Here is a 19,654-nt window from a genome sequence, read left to right as displayed (position 1 = left end):
TCCGGATTGGAGGATTAGCCGCCCTTCTGGCATTTTTCGGCTTGCCCCGATCGAAACGGTTCGGCCAAGAACCGTCGATATTCTCGGGGGAGCATATCGATGGTCGGCAGGCTCGCAGGGTGCGCGCTCTTGATTTTGTCTGCGGCGATCGGATCGGGATCATCGCCAGCCCAGGCTCAACAGACAGCGCCGGCAGCGGCGTCGGTCCCACGCCATATTCCAACGGCGGAACTTGCGCGGCCACCGCTGGTGAGCAACCCGAAACTGTCGCCCGACGGCACCCGCGTGCTTGCGCGCTTCAACATCGACGGCAAGGAGATGCTGGGTGTCCACAGCCTTGCCGGCGACAAGCTCCGCCTGTTCAACCTGCCGCCCAAAAAGGATCTGGTATCCTACCGCTGGGCCGGCAACGGCCGGATTCTGATCAGCCTGGGCGAGACGGTGCCCTGGTACGACGACGACGCCTATGCCACCCGGCTAGGTTGCTACGAACTTGCGACATCGGAATTTCGCTTCATCGGTTCCAAGACCGAGGGCCTCGAGGGCGACGATATCCTCTACGTCGACCCATCGGGCGAATGGATCCTGCTGTCCTTCCAGCCGACGATCTACGACTGGCCGACGGTCAGTCGCGTCGAACTGGCCACCAACAAGATCAAGCAGGTCGTCGGCAGCCGCACCGGGGTATGGGAATGGTATGCCGACCATGACGGCGTCGTGCGCGCCGGCGTCGGCCAGGACGATAAGGGCTGGTCGATGGTCTATCGCCGGGCCGCCACCGACCCTTTCCGCCGCCTCCCAAAGGTCAAGTGGGACGACGAGGATGCCGCGCTCGACATCGTCCGCTTCACGCGCGGATCGGACGAGGGCTATGTGCTGAACAACAAGGCGACCGGCCGCTACGCGCTCTATAAATATAATTATGCCACCAAGACGCTCGGTGAACCGGTCTTCAAGAGCGATACCAACGACATCACCGATTTTCAGACCTCGTTCGACGGCGATGTCCTGCAGGCGGTCTGGTATACCGATGATCGCGATCGCATCGTCTGGTTCGACGAGAAGATGAAGACGGTACAGGCCGAACTCGACGCCGCGGTGAAGCAGAACGAGAACTGGATCGTCTCGCGCAGCCGCGACGACAAGGTAATGCTGGTCTGGACCGGTGCCTCCGACGACCCCGGTTCGCTCTATGTCCATCGCCCCGAAGATGGCACGATGGTTCGCATCACGAAGATGAACGACAAGCTCGCGCGCAAGGATCTCGCCGCCGCCCGCTACGTGAAATACAAGGCACGCGACGGGCTGGACATCCCGGCCTATCTGACCCTGCCGGTCGGCCGCACGCCCAAGGGACTGCCGCTGATCATCATGCCGCATGGCGGCCCCTATGACGTCCGCGACAATGCCGACTATGACGCCGACGTCCAGTTCCTCGCGAACCGCGGCTATGCGGTGCTCCAGCCCAATTTTCGCGGATCGGGTGGCTATGGCCGCGATTTCTACGCGAAGGGCGAAGGCCAATGGGGCCGCAAGATGCAGGACGATCTCGACGATGGGATGGACTGGCTGGCCCATGACGGAATCATCGACCCGAAACGGGTCTGCCTGATCGGATCATCCTATGGCGGCTATGCGGCGCTGTGGGGTGCGAACCGCAACCCCGAACGCTATCGGTGCGCCGCAAGCTATGCGGGGGTGAGCGATCTCGGCAAGCAGCTCAAATATCAGATCAGCTTCCGGATCAACCGCCGCTATCGCAAGGATTGGCGCCAGACGGTGCTCGGCTCCGAAAATTTCGACACGAAGAGCGTTTCTCCGCTCTACGCGGTCGCGTCGCTCAAGGTTCCGGTGCTGCTGATGCACGGCGATGCCGACCAGACGGTGCCGTATAAACAGTCGAAATCCTATGCCGATGCGCTGAAGGCCGCGGGCAAGACCTATGAATTCTACAGCCATGCCGACGAAGGCCATGGCTTCACGACCGGCGCCAATTTCCAGGACTGGCTCGACCGGCTCGACGCGTTCCTGACGCGCTACAATCCGTCCTGATGCAGTGCGGGCCCGCCCGGCCCGCACCGCACCGGTATTTCTGCCCCAAGCCGCTATCGCGCGCGCCACACGACGGGCGGATCGCATCGTCATGGCCGGCCCGTGCACGCTCCTGGCTTAGAGTGTTTTCAAGTCAGGTCGATCACCTGACGGCTCGGAAAATACGGAAAACAAAGACAATCTAGAGCATGTCCTGATCAATCCGATCGGGACATGCTCCAGGTCATCATCTTGGCGATCGAACGCGCCTGATGCCTGTGCACGGATATACTCCATAACGGATCAATCCCCGCCTGCGGCCATCTTTTGCGCTTGCCCCGATCATAGCCCCTCGGCCAAAAAGCCCCGGGGTTTCAGGGGAATATCATATGGCTATCAGGCGCGCGGCTTGCGTGCTCGCCTCGCTGTCCGTCGCGATCGGCCCGGCTTTTTCGCCGGCGCGCGCCGAGGTTGTCGACGCGTCGGTGTCACGGCCTCCGCAGCGCATTCCGACATCCGACCTCGCCGCTCAGCCGTTTATGCGGCAACCATTGCTGTCACCCGACGGGCAGCGCGTGCTCGCCCGCTTCACCGTCGATGGCAAGGAGGTGTTCGGAATCCACAGCTTCAACGGCGAGAAGATGCGCCTGTTCGACACCGCTCCGCGCCAGGACCTGGTCTCCTATCGCTGGGCCGGCAACAACCGTGTGCTGATCAGCGTCGGCAAGACCGTTCCCTGGGATGACGACACCGCTTATGCGACCCGCCTCTACGCCTTCGACCTGACCACTTCGAGTTTTCGTTTCATCGGCTTGAAATCCGAAGGTCTCGACGGCGACGACGTCCTTTATGTCGACCCTACCGGCGAGTGGATATTGCTGGCCGTCCAGAAATCGATCTACGACTGGCCTTCGGTCAGCCGGGTCGATCTTGCCACCGGCAAGATGCACCTCGACGTCGCCGCGCGATCGGACGTCTGGGAATGGGTGGCCGACGAGGACGGAATCGTCAGGGCGGGCCTCGGCAGCGACCAGCAGGGTCTGTCGATGATCTATCGGCGCAAGGCCGACGAACCGTTTCGCCGCATGCCCAAGGTCAAATGGGACGATGAAGACGCCGCGCTCGACATCATGCGCTTCACCCGCGATTCGGACGAAGGCTATGTGCTCAACAACAAGGCCACCGGACGCTACGCGCTTTACCGCTATAATTTCGTGACCAAGTCGCTGGGCGAACCGGTGTTCAAGAGCGACACCAACGATATCACCGATTTCACGACCACGGCCGACGGCAACGGATTGCAGGCCGTCTGGTACACCGAAGAACGCGACCGCATCGTCTGGTTCGATCCCAAGATGAAATCGGTACAGGCCAACATCGATAACGCCGTCAAGCATAACGAAAACTGGATCGTCTCGCGCAGCGACGACGACCAGGCGATGATCATATGGACCGGGGCTTCGGATAATCCCGGCGCATTCTATGTCTATCGGCCCGCGCTGGGCGTGATGAAGCTCATGGCCAAGAGCAACCCCGGACTTGCCCGCGCCGACCTCGTGGCCAGCCGCTACGTCAGCTACAAGGCCCGCGACGGCCTCGACATTCCCGCCTATCTGACGCTCCCCGCCGGGCGGGATCCCAAGGGGCTTCCGCTGATCATCCTGCCCCATGGCGGGCCTTACAGCGTTCGCGACAATGGCGACTATGATCCCGAGGTCCAGTTTCTGGCCAATCGCGGCTATGCGGTACTGCAGCCCAATTTCCGCGGCTCGGGGGGCTATGGTCGCGATTTCTATGCGCAGGGCGAAGGCCAATGGGGCCGCAAGATGCAGGACGATCTCGACGACGGCATGGATTGGCTGGCCCGGGAAGGCATCATCGATCCCAAGCGGGTCTGCCTGATCGGAGCCTCCTATGGCGGTTATGCCGCCCTGTGGGGCGCGAACCGCAACCCCGAACGCTATCGCTGTGCCGCCAGCTATGCCGGGGTCAGCGATCTGGGCAAGCAGCTCAAATATCAGATCAGTTTCGGTATCAGCCGTCGCTATCGCAAGGATTGGCGCAAGAAGGTCCTCGGAACCGAAAATTTCGACACGAAAAGCGTTTCACCGCTTTATTCGGTCGCGACGCTCAGGGTTCCGATCCTGCTGATGCACGGCGATGCCGACCAGACCGTTCCCTACAGCCAGTCGCTATCCTATGCCAATGCGCTGAAAGCCGCCGGCAAGGCCTATGAATTTTACGGCCATCCGGACGAGGGTCACGGCTTTACCAGCAGCGCCAATCTGCAGGACTGGCTCGACCGGCTCGACGCTTTCCTGACGCGCTATAATCCGTCCTGACGCCGGGCGGGCGCGTGCCGCCCGCACCGCACTGGTATTTTCGGCCCCGAGCCGCTATCGCGCGCGCCATATCGACGGCGGATCGCATCCGCCGTCACATCCTATCTGCCACATTCTATCTGAAGGCACGGACAAGCATGGGTTTTCGCTGCGGCATCGTTGGGCTTCCGAATGTCGGCAAGTCCACCCTCTTCAACGCGCTGACCGAGACGGCGGCGGCGCAGGCGGCCAATTATCCCTTCTGCACGATCGAACCCAATGTCGGCCAGGTCGCGGTCCCCGATCCGCGCCTGTACGAGATCGCCAAGATCGGCGGATCGGCCAAGATCATCGAGACCCAGCTCGCTTTCGTCGACATCGCCGGGCTGGTGCGCGGCGCTTCGAAGGGTGAAGGCCTGGGCAACCAGTTCCTCGCCAATATCCGCGAGGTCGATGCGATCGTCCATGTCCTGCGCTGCTTCGTGGATGGCGACATCACCCATGTCGAGGGCAAGATCGATCCGATCGCCGACGCCGAGACCGTCGAGACCGAACTGATGCTCGCTGATCTCGAAAGCCTCGAGAAGCGCGTCCCCGCCTTCCAGAAGAAGGCCGCGCAGGGCGACAAGGAGGCCAAGGCCGCCGCCGCGGTGCTCGGCCAGGCGCTCGCGCTGTTGCGCGAGGGCCAGCCCGCCCGCCTCACCAAGCCGACCGACGAGGACGAGGCGCGAATCTTCGCCCAGGCGCAGCTGCTCACCGCCAAGCCCGTCCTCTATGTCTGCAATGTCGACGAGGGGTCGGCCGCCGACGGCAACGAACTGTCGGCGCGGGTATTCGAAAAGGCCAAGGCCGAAGGCGCCAAGGCCGTCGTCGTCTCGGCGGCGATCGAGGCCGAGATCGTCACCCTCGAGCCCGCCGATCGCGCCGAATTCCTGTCCGACCTGGGCCTCAAGGAGACCGGGCTCGCCCGCGTCATCCGCGCCGGCTACGAGTTGCTCGGCCTGCTGACCTTCTTCACCGTGGGCCCCAAGGAAGCCCGCGCCTGGACCGTCTACAAGGGCGCCAAGGCCCCCAATGCCGCCGGCGTCATCCACACCGATTTCGAGCGCGGCTTCATCCGTGCCGAGACGATGGCCTATCAGGATTATGTCACGCTGGGCGGCGAAGCCGCCGCGCGCGAGGCCGGCAAGCTGCGGTCCGAAGGCAAGGAATATGTCGTCCATGACGGCGACATCATGCTGTTCCGCTTCAACGTCTGATCGGGGGCGGCGATGCGCTGGTTCGAGGATTATGAGATCGGCCGGATCGAGCGTTTCGGCGCCTACACCGTCGATCGCGACGAGGTGATCGCCTTCGCCGGGAAATATGATCCCCAGCCGTTCCACCTCGACGACGCCGCCGCCGCGGCCAGCCCGATCTTCGACCGTCTCGCGGCGAGCGGCTGGCACACCTGCGCGATGACGATGCGGATGCTCACCGACAACTGGACCGAGGACGGCCATTTCTCGCTCGCCGGCACCGGCGTCGACGAACTGCGCTGGCTCAAGCCGGTCTATCCGGGCGACGTGCTGAGCGTCGAGGCCGAGGTGCTCGGCAAGAGCGCGCCGCGCTCGAAACCCGACATCGGCTTCGTCGACTATCGGCTGGCGGTGTTCAACCAGCATGGCGAGCCGGTGATGACGATGAAGACCACCAACATCCAGCCGCGGCGCCCAGCCTGATCATGACTCGCCTGACCATGATCGGCAGGACGCTGGCGCTGCTCGCCGCCGCGATCGCCGCTTCGCCGCTGGCCGCCGCCGGCTTCGATGTCACCGCGATCGGTGTGCGCGGCGGGGTCGACGACGGCAACCTCACCGCATGGATGATCGCCCCGCAGGGCCAGCGCAAGGCGGTGATGTGCGACGCCGGCAGCCTGGTGAACGGCATCGAGGTCGCGCGCCGCAAGGGCAGCCTCAAGGGGCCGCTCGAAACGATCCTCCACGACGATATCCCCGGCTATCTGATCAGCCATCCGCATCTAGACCATGTCGCGGGGATGCTGATCGCCTCGCCCGACGACAGCGCCAAGAGCGTCTACGCGCTGCCCTCGGTCTCCGAGGCGCTGCTCGGCAGCTATTTCAACGGCACCGCCTGGGCCAATTTCACCGATCGCGGCGAGCCGCCGCGGCTGGGCAAGTACAAGCTGGTCGATCTGGCGCCCGGACGCGCCCAGCCGATCACCGGCACCGCGATGGACGTCACCGCCTATCCGCTCGCGCATGGCGGGATCGAATCGACCGCCTTCATGATCGGCGATGGCGGCGACGCGATCCTGTGCCTGGGCGATACCGGCGCCGATGCGGTCGAGGGTCATCCCCGCCTCGCCGAACTCTGGCAGGCCGCCGGCCCGCTGGTCGCCGCGCACCGGCTCAAGGCGATCATCATCGAGGTCTCCTATCCGAGCGAGCGCCCCGAAAAGCTGCTGTTCGGGCATCTCACCCCTGCCCTGCTGCTCGGCGAACTCCGCAAGCTCGAAAACGCGGCGGGCGGCAAGGGATCGCTCAAGGGGCTCAAGCTGATCGTCAGCCACATCAAGCCGGCACTCGGCGGCCCCGATCCGCGCGATGTGATCACCCGGCAGCTGGCCGTCGGCAATGATCTGGGGATCGACTTCATCATCCCAACCCAGGGTCAGCGCTGGACGTTCAAATAACCGACAGGATCGGCCGGATCAGCCCGGAAAGCAGATTCCCCGCGCCGCGAACTGCTGGAGCAGCGCCGGAAATTCCTCCGGTGCCGGAACCGTCTCGAAACTGTGCACCGCGACCGTCTGGGCCCAGGCATATTTCTCGCGCGTCCAGAATTCGACGAACGGCACGAACCAGCCATGATCGTCGAGGATCGAGGCGCGCACATTGACGATCGCGTCGAGCCCCTCGGGGCTGGTGAACATCCAGCTCAGGCAATGCGGGCAGAAATAATGGCGAGTGGCACCGTGCAGGCCGCCGATCACCGCCTCGCCGCGCCGCACCTCGAACCCGTCGCGCGGGACGGCGACGCTCAGCGAAAAGGCGCTCGCCGACATCGTCTGGCAGCCGGTGCAGTGACACGCCGCAGTCAGCAGCGGCGGAGCATTGATCGCGACCCGCACCTCGCCGCAGCGGCAGCCCCCGTGCCAGGGCAGCTTCCAATCGGTCTGTTCGCAAATCGGGCTGTCGTCCATCATCGCTGAACGCCTTGGATCGGGCTTTTATCCATCGATCCGGCCTTCAATCGAGCGGCGCGAAACCGTCATACAGCGTACGCCCGACCTCGGCGATGATGTGCTCGGCCGCCTCGCCTTCGGGGCTACCCTTGACGAACACCGCCAGCGCGACATGGCCGCCACCCGGCAGCGTCAGCACCCCGACATCGACGCAGATGCCGACCAGCGTCCCGGTCTTGTGCGCGAAGACCGTCCGCGGCGGCAGCATCGCCTTGATCCGGTGGGCTCCGGTGATCGTATGTTCCATCGTGTCGATCAGGAAGCGGGTATGGGCGGGATCGAGCAATTTGCCCTGATAGAGTTTCGCCATCAGCGTCAGCATCGCCTGCGGCGTCGAGCTGTCGCGCGGATCGGCGATGAAGTCGGGGTTCAGCGGGCTCGACGGCTCGTCGGGATTGTCGTCGCGCAGCGACAGGAAGCGCGCCAGCGTCTCGGCGACGGTCGAGCCCGGATCGACCGGCTGCTTCTTGTAATCGAGGATCAGCCCGGCGACGTCGCGGTCGACCCGCTGTCCGTCGATCCCGGCACCGCGCAGCCAGGCGGTGACCGCGGTAGGCCCGCCGACCATTTGCGTCATGATGTCGGCGGCGGTGTTGTCGCTGCGGGTGATCATCAGGTCGAGCATGTTCGCCGCCGACAGGCTGACGCCCGGATAAGGCAGCGATGTGCTGATCCCACCCGACTGCACCCGCATCCGGTCGTCGACCGCGATCATCTGGTCGAGGGTGAAACGCCCCTGCTCGACCCCGTGAAGATAGGTCGCGGCAACCGCGAGCTTGAAGGCGCTCGCCATCGGAAAGGCCTCGTCGCCATTGACCGCCAGCGCGGCGCCGCTTTCGAGATGGAGCGCGGCGATCCCGACCCGGACGCCGCCGGGCCGCTGCGCGATCCGGTCGAGCCGCCGTTCGAGCCGCTCGACGATCACCGCGCGGCTCGCGGGCGAAAGTGCCGCCACCGGCGCGGCGACACCGGCAGCCGGTGCCGTCGGCAGCGCCAACGCCAGGGCAACAAAAAGGCCGCCCGACAATGCCGGGCGGCCCTTTCGCTTCGTCTGCGCGATCCGGATCAGTGCTTAACGCCCGCCCAGATGTTGCGATAGGAGAACCACGCCAGCGTGGTCGCGATCAGCAGGAAGATCACCACGGCGACGCCGGTCCGGTGACGATTTTCCAGCTTGGGCTCGGCGGTCCACACCAGGAACGCGGCGACGTCCTTCGCCATCTGGTCGACGGTCGGCTTGGTGCCATCCGTATAGGACACCTGGCCCTCCGCCACCAGCGGCGGCGGCATCGCGATGTTCAGGTTCGCGAAATAGGGGTTGTAGTGAAGGCTCCCCGGGGTCTTGGCATCCGGGAACTCCTGGAGAAGCTTGGCCGGCTGCGCCTGATAACCGGTCAGCAGCGAATGGATATAGGCCGGGCCCTCATGACGCGCCTTGGTCATCAGCGAAAGGTCGGGCGGCAGCGCGTTGTTGTTCGCGGCGCGTGCGGCGACTTCGTTCGCATAGGGGCTCGGGATCTTGTCGGCCGGGGTCGACTTGCGGGTCGCGGGTTCACCGGTCTCCGGGTTGATCGACGGGGTCTCGGTCGCCCAGCCCTTGGCGATCGCCTTCACCTCGGCTTCGGAGAAACCGATCTCGGTCAGGTCGCGGAAAGCGACCTGGTGGAGCGAATGGCAGGCCGAGCAGACTTCCTTGAACACCTGGAAGCCGCGCTGGAGCTGCTGGCGGTCGAACTTGCCGAGTGGACCGTCCGAAGCGAGTTCGAGCTCCTTCGGCGCGAGGTGGAACTCGTGCTCGACGGTCGCCGCCGGCGGCTCGCTGATATAGGCGATGGCGCCCATGAGCAGCGAGTAGAGCAGGATGCCGGCAAAACCGAGGCCCGCGAGGAATGCGATGGGACGAACCATTGTCTTTCTTTCCCCTTAAGCCGCGGACGCCGCGGGCGCATCATGGCCCAGGACAGACTCGGTGATCGAGTTCGGCAGCGGGAGCGGACGCTCCATCTTCGACACGATCGGCAGGATGATCAGGAAGTGGGCGAAATAATAGGCCGCCGCGAGCTGCGAGATCATCACATAGGGCTCGGCCGCCGGGGCGCCACCGCAATAGCCGAGGATCAGCACGTCGATCACGAGCAGCCAGAAGAACTTCTTGAACAGCGGGCGATAATTGCCCGAGCGCACCGGCGACTTGTCGAGCCAGGGCAGGAAGAACAGCAGGATGATCGAACCGAACATCGCGATCACGCCCAACAGCTTGGCCGGAACGCCGAACACGTTGAAGGTGAAGGCGCGCAGGATCGCGTAGAACGGCCAGAAATACCATTCGGGCACGATGTGCGCCGGCGTCGAAAGCGGGTTCGCCGGGATATAATTGTCCGGATGGCCCAGATAGTTCGGCGCGAAGAACAGCACCAGCGTGTAGACGACCAGGAAGACGCCCAGCCCGAAGCCATCCTTGGCGGTGTAGTAGGGATGGAACGGCACCGTATCCTGCGGCCCCTTCACATCGACCCCGGTCGGGTTGTTCGAACCCGGGATGTGCAGCGCCCAGATGTGCAGGACGATGACGCCCGCAATCACGAACGGCAGCAGATAATGGAGCGAGAAGAAGCGGTTGAGCGCGGCGTTATCGGGAGCGAAGCCGCCGAGCAGCCAGGTCTGGATCGGGGTGCCGACCACCGGAAGCGCACCGAACAGGCCGGTGATCACCTTGGCGCCCCAGAAGCTCATCTGCCCCCAGGGAAGCACATAGCCCATGAACGCGGTCGCCATCATCAGCAGGAAGATGACGAGGCCGAGCAGCCACACCATCTCGCGCGGGGCCTTGTACGATCCGTAGTAAAGGCCGCGGAAGATGTGGAGATAGACCACGATGAAGAAGAAGCTCGCACCGTTCGAATGTGCGTAGCGCAGCATCCAGCCCGAGTTCACGTCGCGCATGATATGCTCGACGCTGTCGAAGGCGACCAGCCCGTTGGCGGCATAATGCATCGCCAGGATGATGCCGGTGATGATCTGGATGCCCAGCGCCGCGCCCGAAAGCACGCCGAAGTTCCAGAAATAGTTGAGATTGCGCGGAACCGGATAACCGGCGCCGACCGCGTTGTAGACCAGACGCGGAAGCGGCAGCTTTTCGTCCAGCCACTTCATCAGTGGCTGCTTCGGCTGATAATGTTTTGCCCAGGGGAAGCTCATGTCTGTCTACCTCAGCCGACTTGGACGACGGTATCGGATTTGAAGGCGTATTTCGGCACTTCGAGATTCTTCGGCGCCGGGCCTTTGCGGATGCGGGCCGCGGTGTCGTAGGACGATCCGTGGCACGGGCAGAAATAGCCGCCGAATTCGCCGCGGACCTCGCCCTCGCCCGCGCCCAGCGGCACGCAGCCGAGATGGGTGCAGACGCCCATCGTGATCAGCCACTGCTTCTTGCCGGCGGCGGTACGCTGCTCGAGCGTCTGGGGATCGCGCAGCGAGGCGGCGTCGACCTTGTCCGCCGCCGCGATCTCGGCGGCCGTCAGATGGCGCACGAACAGCGGCTGCTTGCGGAAGATCGTCTTGATCGCCTGGCCTTCGGCGATCGCGGAAAGATCGACCTCGATCGAGGCGAGCGCGAGCACGTCGGCCGACGGATTCATCTGATTGATGAGCGGCAGAAGCACGGTCGCGGCGCCGACACCGGCGAAGCTGACCGCGGCGATGTTGATGAAGTCGCGGCGACGGACGCCGTCCTCACCGATTTCGCCATGTGATTCAGTAGTTTCGAGCGTCGCCATTCCAGAACCTCTGCGCTGCCACGATGCCGCGCGAAACCCAAGAATATTGGCGTTTGCCTATAGCCCCTGAATCCCACACGACCGCCTTATATCCCCGGCGGCTGGCGCGCTGATAGCGTTGCTTTGAGGGCTTTGCCAATCCCTTTTCCTGATATTGCCGCATTGCGACACATTCGCATATCGGTGGCGCCATGCGCATCGCCCTTCACCAACCCGATATCGCCGGCAATGTCGGCACCATCCTGCGGCTCGCCGCCTGCTTCGGCGCCCCCGTCGACATCGTCGAACCCTGCGGCTTTCCCTTCTCCGACCGGTCTCTGCGGCGCGCCGGCATGGACTATGCCCAAGCCGCCGAGGTCGTCCGCCACGCCGACTGGGACGGCTTCATGGCGGCGCGGAGCGGCCGGATCATATTGCTTTCGACCAGCGCCGAGCTGACGCTCGCCGAAGCGCGCTTCGCGCCCGACGACATCTTGCTGTTCGGGTCGGAAGGCGCCGGCGTCCCGGCGCATGTTCACGACGTCGCCGATCTGCGGATACGGATTCCCATGCGCGCGGGCTTCCGGTCCTTGAATGTCGCGGTGTCGGCTGGCATCGCGATCGCCGAAGCAATGAGGCAGACCGGAGGATGGCCCGAATGACCCTGACCCTGGATCCGCAGCAGCAGGCCGCGCGAAGCTGGTTCGAATCGCTGCGTGACCGGATCTGCGCGGAATTCGAGGCGATCGAACGCGAGGCGGGCAGCGATGCGCGCTTCGCCTTCACCCGCTGGAATCGCGAGGACGATCCCGAGGGCGGCGGCGGCGGCGGCGTGCGCGGCACCATCAAGGGCGAGGTCTTCGAAAAGGCCGGGGTCAACGTGTCGACCGTCGGCGGCGACTTCAACCCCGATTTCGCCGGCACCATCCATGGCGCGGGCGCCGAAGCGCCCGGCTTCTTCGCCACCGGGATCAGCCTGGTCGCGCACATGGCCAACCCGCACGTCCCCGCGGTCCATATGAACACCCGCTTCCTCGCCACCACCAAACGCTGGTTCGGCGGCGGCGCCGACCTCAACCCCTCGACCCCCTATGAAGAGGATACGGCGGCCTTTCACGCGCGGTTGAAGGCCGCCTGCGACGCCCATGGCCCGGACTATTATCCGCGCTACAGCCAGTGGGCCGACGATTATTTCTACCTGCCGCATCGCAAGATCCATCGCGGGGTCGGCGGCATCTTCTACGACCATCTCGAATGCGTCGACGACGCCGGCTTCGACGCCCATTTCGCGCTGACCCGCGATGTCGGCGACGCGTTTCTCGACATCTTCCCGAAGCTCGTCCGCGCCCGGATGGGAATGGCGGTCAGCGAAGAGGACCGCCGGCGGCTGCTCGCCTATCGCGGCCGATATGTCGAATTCAACCTCGTCTACGACCGCGGCACGCTGTTCGGGCTCAAGACCGGCGGCAATATCGACGCGATCCTGATGAGCCTGCCGCCGGTGGCGACGTGGGAGTGAGCATCAGGGGGGTGAAGGCTCGAGACAGGGGGAACGGGGACATCATCGCATGCCGCTGACCCCGGTCGCCGCCGAGCAGATCGCGACCATCGTCACCTCGCTCGAGATGGCCGAGCGCCCGCGTCCGGCGATGCAGCCGCCCAGTCCGTTCCGGCTGGTGCGCTGGAAGATGCCGGCGGTCGCGGCCTATCGCACGCTGTTCCGCCGGGTCGGCGAGCCCTGGCTGTGGTTCTCGCGGCTGGTGATGGCCGAGGATGAGCTCGCCGCGATCATCCAGGATCCGCTGGTGGAGGTCTATGCGGTCGCCGACGCCCGCGGCATCGAGGTCGGCCTGCTCGAGCTCGACTTCCGCCAGGCCGGCCAGTGCGAGATCGGCTTTTTCGGCTTCATTCCCGAACTCGCCGGCAAGGGTAACGGCAACTGGCTGATGATGCAGGCGCTCGCGCTGGGATGGCGCAAGGGTGTCGAGCGGATGTGGGTCCACACCTGCACGCTCGATCATCCCGGCGCACTGTCCTTCTACCGCCGGCACGGCTTCGTGCCGTACGAGCGCGCGGTCGAGACCTTCGCCGATCCGCGGGTCGCCGGCCTGCTGCCGGCGACCGCCGCCCCACATGTTCCGATGCTTCAGCCGGTGATTCGGCGGTAGGCCAGCGCGACATAGACGCCGGCGCCCATCGAGATCACCGCACCGATCGCGGCGAGGATCAGGTCGGCGAACAGCTGGAACAGGTCGGCATTGCCCAGCGTCAGCGCGAGCAGCCGTACGACCGATCCCAGCACCAGTCCGGCGATGCCGTTCACCATCACCGACAACAGCATCACGATCGCGAAGGTCGCGAGCAACCGCCCGAAATTATGGCGCGCGAGCGCCACCACCCGCTTGACCGCGTCGATCGGTCCGACCGGTTCGGTCGCGATCACCGGCGGCGCCAGCAGCATCGGCGCGCTGATCAGCACCATGAAGACTCCCATCACCGCCGCGGCGATGCCGATCTGCGAGTTGGCCCCGGCGACCTTCAGCATGATGGCGAGCGGCACCATCAATATGATCGAAGCGAGCGTCGCGACGAAACCCACGACGATCCCGGCCAGCACCGCGGTCAGCATGCGCGCTGCCGCGCGCCGCAGCGCCTCGCCGACGCTGATGCCCGGCACCAGCACCACCAGGCTGATCGCGAGATTGCCGAGCACGAAGATCAGCAAGGCCGGGACCAGCAGCACCAGACCCGATGCCGAGGTGGGCAGCATGCCCGGCGCGCTGGCCGCCCCGCCGAGCGCGAACTTCACGATGATCGTGCCGACGGCGAAGGTCGCCATCGCGATCGGCAGCAGCAGCGCGCCTTCGCGGCGGATGAAGGCCGTCATCTCTTCCCATGTCGTACCGAGGGAAAAGCTCCCCATTCGATGACCCTTCCTGTTGTCCGTCCGACAGCCCTATCGCGTCCGCCCGCCCTTGCGCAATCGCGGCCCGACACGAACCCGGCTTCGAACGGCCTCGAGCGAAGAATGCGCTAACGCTTGATCGCGCCGCCGATCGGGAACACATGCACGCCATGGATGCCGATATCGAATGGCGGGTGACGCCCGGTCTTTCCCCCTATGCCGAGACGCTGGCCGAGATGGAGGCGCGCGCCGCCGCGATCCGCGCCGGCGAAGCGCGCGAACTGGTGTGGCTGCTCGAACATCCGCCGCTGTACACCGCCGGCACCAGCGCCTCGCAGGATGAACTCCTGACCCCCGAACGCTTTCCGGTGTTCGCGACCGGACGCGGCGGACGCTACACCTATCATGGGCCCGGCCAGCGGGTGGGCTATGTCCTGCTCGACCTCGAAAAGCGCGGCCGCGACATCCGCCATTTCATCTGCTCGCTCGAGGCCTGGCTGATCGCCACGCTCGCCGATCTCGGCGTCGCGGCGCGCCGCGAGCCTGGCCGGGTCGGCATATGGACCGGCCATGGCCTGACCGAGGCCAAGGTCGGCGCGATCGGCGTGCGGGTGCGGCGCTGGGTGAGTTTTCACGGATTTTCGATCAACGTCGATCCCGATCTGACGCATTTTTCGGGCATCGTGCCGTGCGGCCTCGGCGATTTCGGGGTGACCAGCCTGGCCCGGCTCGGCGCCCCGGCCGACATCGCCCTGCTCGACGCCGCGCTTGCCCGCCATTTCCCGGAAATGCTCGATGCGCTGGCGATCGGCCCATCGCGCTGCCCCGTCGATACGGATGTTCACTCGGACTCTTGAGTGGCCGAGTCGCGCAGGATATGATTCGGCGCGAAGCACATCGAACAAGACGATTTTCAGGGAGCATCATATGACCGCCACCTTCACGAAGAACCTGGCGCTCGGGGCGATCCTGCTCGGCGCCGCCGCGACGCTTTCGGCCTGCGGCAAGAAGGACGCCTCGGCCGACACCAACGTCGTCGAGATGAATGCGATGGACGGATCGATGAACGACATGACCACCGTCGACAGCGCCACGCTCGACGCCGCGGGTTCGGCGAATATCGGCGACGCCGCCGCCAATGTCGGCGACAATGCCGCCAACGCACAATGAAGCGGGTTCAGGAGAGCAACATTATGAAGCGTCCCATGAAGCTGCTCGGCGCAGCGGCGGCGATCGCGGCGATGGCCGGATCGGCCAGCCCGGCGTCCGCCTATCTGTTCTGGGCGATGCCCAATTTCGCCGGCGCGCCGGTCAAGGGCGACGAGCCGGGCATCGGCATGCCGTTGCCCAAGGCGACCCCGGCCGAGCTCAAGGCGCATCTGCTGTGGAACATGCGCGCGGGGCTCAACGTCGCGGCGCTCCAGTGCCAGTTCTCGAAGATGTTGCTCACGGTCCCCAATTATAACGATCTGATCGCGAAGAATGCGGTCGAGCTGAACGCCGCCTACAAGACCCTGAACGCCTATTTCTTGCGGACCGCCGGCAAGGGCGCGGGCACCAAGGCGTTCGACCAATATACCACCAGGACCTATAACGGCTTTTCGACGATGCACGCCCAGCTCGGCTTCTGCGAGACCGCGAGCGCGATCGGCCGCGATGCCCGCAAGCTCGGCCGCGGCGGCCTTGCCGATCTCGCCGTCGCGCGGATGCAGGAGTTCCGCAACAGCCTGACCCCGACCGGCGACATGATGTTCCGCCAGCGCTACTTCCCGGCGCTGACCGTTCCCTCGCTGACCGATGCCTGCTGGACCAAGAAGAACGAACTGAAGGCGACCTGCGCGTTGCCGACCTATTCGGCCGCCGCCTCGACCGGACAGCCGAGCTGAACGAATGTCCTGCCGGATGGCCCGTGCCGTCCGGCAGCCCCTATCGGATCCCGACCACCTTGTGGGTCTGGGTCGACAGCCGCCATTTCGGATGGCCGAGCACATAGTCGATCGCCGTCGCCTGGGTACGCGCGAAATCGGGGCCGTCCATCGGCTGCAGCAGGAAATGATCGAAATCCCAGCTTTCGAGCGCCGCCGGGTCGATCGCGGGTTGCGGCCAGACCAGCTTGAGCTCGTTGCCCCGCCGCAGCACCACCTCCGCCCCCGCCTTGGGACTGACGCAGATCCAGTCGATCCCGTCGGGCGCCGGCTGGGTGCCGTTGGTCTCGACCGCAATCTCGAAACCTTCGGCCTTGAGCGCCGCGACCAGCGCATCGTCGACCTGGAGCAGCGGCTCGCCGCCGGTCATCACGATGAAGCGGCCGTCAGGTTCGCCCCAGATCTCGGCCGCTTGCGCAGCAAGGCCGGCGGCATCGGGATAGCGCCCGCCATTGTCGCCATCCATGCCGACGAAATCGGTGTCGCAGAACTGGCAGACCGCATGCGCCCGATCCTGCTCGCGCCCGGTCCACAGATTGCAGCCGGCAAAGCGCATGAACACCGCGCGGCGACCGACCTGGATCCCCTCGCCCTGCAGCGTCAGGAAGATCTCCTTGACCGCATAGCTGCCCATCACGCCGTCCGGGCGTAGATCGTCGGATCGGGCAGCCCGGCCTCGATGAACCCCTTCGACCGCAGCCGGCAGCTTTCGCACAGCCCGCAATGCTCGCCCTGCGGGGTCGGATCGTAGCAGGACCAGCTCGCCCCGGCATCGAGCCCGAGCCGTGCGGCCTCGGCGGCGATATCGGCCTTGGTCATATGCTGGAGCGGCGCATGGATCGTGAAGCGACGCCCCTCGACCCCCGCGCGGGTCGCCAGATCGGCAAGATCCTGAAACGCCTGGATGAATTCGGGACGGCAATCGGGATAGCCCGAATAATCGAGCGCGTTCACCCCCAGGAAGATGTCGCTCGCCCCGGTCGCCTCGGCGAAACCCAGCGCCAGCGACAGGAAGATGGTGTTGCGCGCCGGCACATAGGTGATCGGGATACCGCCCTCGAGGCCCTCCTTGGGCACATCGATATCGTCGGTCAGCGCCGACCCGCCGAACGCGCGCAGATTGAGCGGCAGCGTGACATGGCGATCGACCCCCAGCATCGCCGCGACCCGGGCGGCGGCCTCGAGCTCGATCCGATGCCGCTGGTTATAGTCGATGGTGAGGGCGGCAAGCGCAAAGCCCTGTTCGCGGGCGATACCGCCCGACACCATCGAATCGAGTCCGCCCGACAGCAGCACGATCGCGCGGCGGCCTTCCATATTCCGGTCCTGTGACATGGCCGAGCCCCTAGGCGATTTTCGCGCGCGGGGAAAGATATGCGGTGCAATCGCGATATCCGGCCGAAAAGATCAGGCCGCTTGTGACGGAGCGCACATCGCGGCATCATTCGCACGACTAAGTCTCAGGCAGATTTTCGCGGGCGGCGATTCTGTGATCCGCCACGATACAACAGGCCCCGACAACAGGAGGGTGGAATGCGTCCTTTGATCCTGGCACCGATGCTTTGCTTCGGGCTTATCGCGGCGTCGGTCTCGGCACAGCAGCCGACGGCGCAATATAGCGTCGAGGATATCCAGAAATCCTTCGCCGGCGACGAACAGCCCGATGCGACCAGCAGCGATCCCGAAACCGTCCAGGGCTCGGGCGGCAAGGCGCGGGTCGGCAAGACCCGCGGCTTCAGCATCAAGCCCGCCGAGTTCGGCACCCCGCAGGATGTGAAGACCGCCACCCGCAAGGGAACCGGCACTGCCGGCGCCCCCGCCGCGCCGGGCAAGAGCTATGCGATGGCGCCGGTCGTGAAGAAGAAGGATCTGCTGATCAGCTTCGAGAACGCCTCGACCGAGCTGACCGCTCAGGCGACCGCGAATATCCGCGTCTTCGCGCAGGCGCTCAAGACCCCCACGCTGGCCAACACCCGCTTCGCGATCGACGGCCACACCAACCAGGTCGGCGACCGCGACTATAATGTGAAGCTGTCGCAGGGCCGGGCCGAGGCGGTCGCCGAACTGCTCGAGGAACTCGGGGTCGACAAGAGCCGGCTCGAGGTCAACGGCTTCGGCTATGACAAGCTCGCCGATGCCGCCCACCCGACCGCGCCGACAAACCGCCGGGTCGAGGCCCGCCGCCTCAACTGAGCGGCCACGCGTCCTTCCATTTGCAAAGGCCCTTCGACCGGCTCGAAGGGCCTTTTTTTTGCGATCAGCGGCGCATCCGCCCGACCGAGATCGGCGCCGCCGGTGCCGAGAAGATCGCCCCCGCCGCGACGCGGTTGCCGCGTACGACCAGCACGACATTGTCGCCCGCCTCGATCTTCACCTCGTCGCCCGGATGGAGGATCGTCGCCCCCGCCGATCGATCGATCTGGACGACGAAGAACGCGCCGCGGCCGCGCCGCTCGGCCTCGCCGACCGTCTCCCCCGCCATCGCGCTCTTCGGCGCGACCGTCACCGCTTCGAGTTCGAGGCCGAATTCGTGCAGCCCGCGCTTCATGTCGCGCATTTCGGGCGACTCCCCGACGAAGCGCGCCGTGCCCGGATAGAGGATCATCTCGGCGATGCGCTCGGCCCCGATATGGGTCGGCAGCACCACCTTGTCGGCGCCGGCGTGGATCAGCTTGCTCTCGGTGGTCGGCGCCTCGCCGCGCGCGATGATCTCGAGCTTCGGATTGAGGCTGCGCGCCGACAGCGTGATGAAGACATTGGCCGCGTCGTCGGGCAGCACCGTCGCCAGGGTCAGCGCCCGATCGATGCCGACCGCGCGCAAGGCGCTTTCCTCGGTCGCGTCGCCGACATGGCACAGGAAACCGAGCGCCTCGGCCTCGGCGATCTTGTCATGGCTGCGTTCGAGGATGACGAAGCCCTTGTTCGCCGCCTGCAATTCCTTGGCGAGCTGGACGCCGATCCGCCCGAAACCGCAGACGATCACATGATGGTCGAGCTTGTCGATCTGAGTCTGCACGCGGTCCGCCCCCAATAATCTGCGAAGCTCGAAAACGGTAAACACCTGCACCAGCGCGCCGGTCAACACGATCATGCCGGTACAGCCCAGCAGCATCGTCGCCATCGTCAGGCCGCGCAGGAAGGGCGTATCGATCGGATGGACTTCGCCATAGCCGACCGAGAATATCGTGAGTGTCACCATATAGGTCGCGTCGCTGAGCGACCATCCGGCCCGGACATAGCCGATCGTCGAGGCGACGAAGACCGCGCTGACGAAGATCAGCGTGCCGCCGAGGATATGGAGCGGCGAACCGAGAACATCCTCGGCGGCCGATGTTCCGCGCCGTGCCCTGTTGCCCACGCCCCAACCCTCGATGGCGCCCCCCGACGGCACCGTGACATCGGCCGGATAGTGTCGATTCGGCACCCCGCTGTCCAGCGTCGCCGCCGGATCGCCGCGCCTTCGGGGTGGC

At 65.3% G+C, this 19,654-nt stretch carries 21 protein-coding genes; 12 read left to right on the top strand and 9 right to left on the bottom strand.

Annotated features, from left to right (window positions below):
* The first annotated feature begins 249 nt into the window (after nt 1–249).
* The 5 genes from AC1RM6_RS04010 to AC1RM6_RS03990 all read left to right on the top strand — a co-directional run bounded on the left by AC1RM6_RS04010 (nt 250) and on the right by AC1RM6_RS03990 (nt 7,047).
* Complete coding sequence (locus AC1RM6_RS04010) at nt 250–2,052, top strand: alpha/beta hydrolase family protein (RefSeq protein ID WP_493098320.1); 1,803 nt, start codon at nt 250–252, stop codon at nt 2,050–2,052.
* Nucleotides 2,053–2,582: 530 nt separating this feature from the next.
* Nucleotides 2,583–4,373 carry an alpha/beta hydrolase family protein gene (locus AC1RM6_RS04005; protein ID WP_493098318.1) on the top strand — a complete coding sequence of 597 codons (1,791 nt, stop codon included), beginning with the start codon at nt 2,583–2,585 and terminating at the stop codon, nt 4,371–4,373.
* A 137-nt stretch (nt 4,374–4,510) separates the two neighbouring features.
* Entirely contained in the window at nt 4,511–5,611 is a 1,101-nt protein-coding gene (ychF, locus tag AC1RM6_RS04000; protein WP_493098316.1) for a redox-regulated ATPase YchF, read from the top strand.
* Nucleotides 5,612–5,623: 12 nt separating this feature from the next.
* Nucleotides 5,624–6,073 carry a MaoC family dehydratase gene (locus AC1RM6_RS03995; RefSeq protein ID WP_493098314.1) on the top strand — a complete coding sequence of 150 codons (450 nt, stop codon included), beginning with the start codon at nt 5,624–5,626 and terminating at the stop codon, nt 6,071–6,073.
* 2 nt (nt 6,074–6,075) lie between these two features.
* Nucleotides 6,076–7,047, top strand: coding sequence for an MBL fold metallo-hydrolase (locus AC1RM6_RS03990; protein ID WP_493098312.1), 972 nt, complete (start codon nt 6,076–6,078; stop codon nt 7,045–7,047).
* Between the two features lie 18 nt (nt 7,048–7,065).
* Here AC1RM6_RS03990 and AC1RM6_RS03985 read toward each other — a convergent pair whose 3' ends face one another.
* The 5 genes from AC1RM6_RS03985 to petA form a co-directional block, all read right to left on the bottom strand.
* Nucleotides 7,066–7,560: a GFA family protein gene (locus AC1RM6_RS03985; RefSeq protein ID WP_493098310.1), complete on the bottom strand. Its 495-nt coding sequence runs from the start codon at nt 7,558–7,560 to the stop codon at nt 7,066–7,068.
* A gap of 43 nt (nt 7,561–7,603) precedes the next feature.
* Nucleotides 7,604–8,596 (bottom strand): class A beta-lactamase, encoded by a 993-nt coding sequence (gene bla / locus AC1RM6_RS03980; protein WP_493098308.1) that lies wholly within the window; start codon nt 8,594–8,596, stop codon nt 7,604–7,606.
* A 68-nt stretch (nt 8,597–8,664) separates the two neighbouring features.
* On the bottom strand, nt 8,665–9,507 hold the full coding sequence (locus tag AC1RM6_RS03975; protein WP_493098306.1) for a cytochrome c1: 843 nt from the start codon (nt 9,505–9,507) through the stop codon (nt 8,665–8,667).
* Between the two features lie 15 nt (nt 9,508–9,522).
* Complete coding sequence (locus AC1RM6_RS03970; protein WP_493098304.1) at nt 9,523–10,797, bottom strand: cytochrome b; 1,275 nt, start codon at nt 10,795–10,797, stop codon at nt 9,523–9,525.
* Between the two features lie 11 nt (nt 10,798–10,808).
* Nucleotides 10,809–11,375: a ubiquinol-cytochrome c reductase iron-sulfur subunit gene (petA, locus tag AC1RM6_RS03965; RefSeq protein WP_493098302.1), complete on the bottom strand. Its 567-nt coding sequence runs from the start codon at nt 11,373–11,375 to the stop codon at nt 10,809–10,811.
* 191 nt (nt 11,376–11,566) lie between these two features.
* Between petA and AC1RM6_RS03960 the strand changes: the two genes are divergently transcribed.
* From AC1RM6_RS03960 to AC1RM6_RS03950, 3 genes are read left to right on the top strand one after another with little or no spacing between them, the layout of a single operon-like run.
* Nucleotides 11,567–12,016 carry a tRNA (cytidine(34)-2'-O)-methyltransferase gene (locus AC1RM6_RS03960; RefSeq protein ID WP_493098300.1) on the top strand — a complete coding sequence of 150 codons (450 nt, stop codon included), beginning with the start codon at nt 11,567–11,569 and terminating at the stop codon, nt 12,014–12,016.
* Nucleotides 12,013–12,873, top strand: coding sequence for an oxygen-dependent coproporphyrinogen oxidase (hemF, locus tag AC1RM6_RS03955; RefSeq protein ID WP_493098297.1), 861 nt, complete (start codon nt 12,013–12,015; stop codon nt 12,871–12,873). The genes AC1RM6_RS03960 and hemF overlap by 4 nt, the downstream gene beginning before the upstream one ends.
* Before the next feature lie 49 nt (nt 12,874–12,922).
* Nucleotides 12,923–13,522, top strand: coding sequence for a GNAT family N-acetyltransferase (locus AC1RM6_RS03950; protein ID WP_493098295.1), 600 nt, complete (start codon nt 12,923–12,925; stop codon nt 13,520–13,522).
* Here the strand turns inward: AC1RM6_RS03950 and AC1RM6_RS03945 are convergent.
* A complete protein-coding gene (locus AC1RM6_RS03945; RefSeq protein WP_493098293.1) occupies nt 13,501–14,277 on the bottom strand; it encodes a hypothetical protein in 777 nt (258 codons plus the stop codon). The genes AC1RM6_RS03950 and AC1RM6_RS03945 overlap by 22 nt on opposite strands.
* 143 nt (nt 14,278–14,420) lie before the next feature.
* Between AC1RM6_RS03945 and lipB the strand changes: the two genes are divergently transcribed.
* From lipB to AC1RM6_RS03930, 3 genes are all read left to right on the top strand, one after another.
* Nucleotides 14,421–15,116 carry a lipoyl(octanoyl) transferase LipB gene (gene lipB, locus AC1RM6_RS03940; RefSeq protein ID WP_493098291.1) on the top strand — a complete coding sequence of 232 codons (696 nt, stop codon included), beginning with the start codon at nt 14,421–14,423 and terminating at the stop codon, nt 15,114–15,116.
* A gap of 70 nt (nt 15,117–15,186) precedes the next feature.
* Complete coding sequence (locus AC1RM6_RS03935) at nt 15,187–15,429, top strand: hypothetical protein (RefSeq protein ID WP_493098289.1); 243 nt, start codon at nt 15,187–15,189, stop codon at nt 15,427–15,429.
* A 23-nt stretch (nt 15,430–15,452) separates the two neighbouring features.
* Nucleotides 15,453–16,145 carry a hypothetical protein gene (locus tag AC1RM6_RS03930; protein WP_493098287.1) on the top strand — a complete coding sequence of 231 codons (693 nt, stop codon included), beginning with the start codon at nt 15,453–15,455 and terminating at the stop codon, nt 16,143–16,145.
* Between the two features lie 40 nt (nt 16,146–16,185).
* Here the strand turns inward: AC1RM6_RS03930 and queE are convergent, their stop codons facing one another.
* Both queE and queC read right to left on the bottom strand, forming a co-directional pair.
* Nucleotides 16,186–16,818, bottom strand: coding sequence for a 7-carboxy-7-deazaguanine synthase (gene queE, locus AC1RM6_RS03925; protein ID WP_493098285.1), 633 nt, complete (start codon nt 16,816–16,818; stop codon nt 16,186–16,188).
* Entirely contained in the window at nt 16,818–17,519 is a 702-nt protein-coding gene (gene queC, locus AC1RM6_RS03920; protein WP_493098284.1) for a 7-cyano-7-deazaguanine synthase QueC, read from the bottom strand. Before queC ends, queE begins: the two co-directional genes overlap by 1 nt.
* Before the next feature lie 198 nt (nt 17,520–17,717).
* Between queC and AC1RM6_RS03915 the strand changes: the two genes are divergently transcribed.
* Complete coding sequence (locus tag AC1RM6_RS03915) at nt 17,718–18,377, top strand: OmpA family protein (RefSeq protein WP_493098282.1); 660 nt, start codon at nt 17,718–17,720, stop codon at nt 18,375–18,377.
* Between the two features lie 64 nt (nt 18,378–18,441).
* On the opposite strand, the gene AC1RM6_RS03910 is transcribed toward AC1RM6_RS03915, so the two are convergent.
* Nucleotides 18,442–19,542 (bottom strand): potassium channel family protein, encoded by a 1,101-nt coding sequence (locus AC1RM6_RS03910; RefSeq protein WP_493098280.1) that lies wholly within the window; start codon nt 19,540–19,542, stop codon nt 18,442–18,444.
* Between the last annotated feature and the right edge of the window lie 112 nt (nt 19,543–19,654).

It is taken from the genome of Rhizorhabdus sp. GW822-FHT03C02 (genome assembly GCF_058801765.1).
Note: the sequence above shows the minus strand (reverse complement) of the source record. Positions and strands in the feature narration are given on the sequence as shown.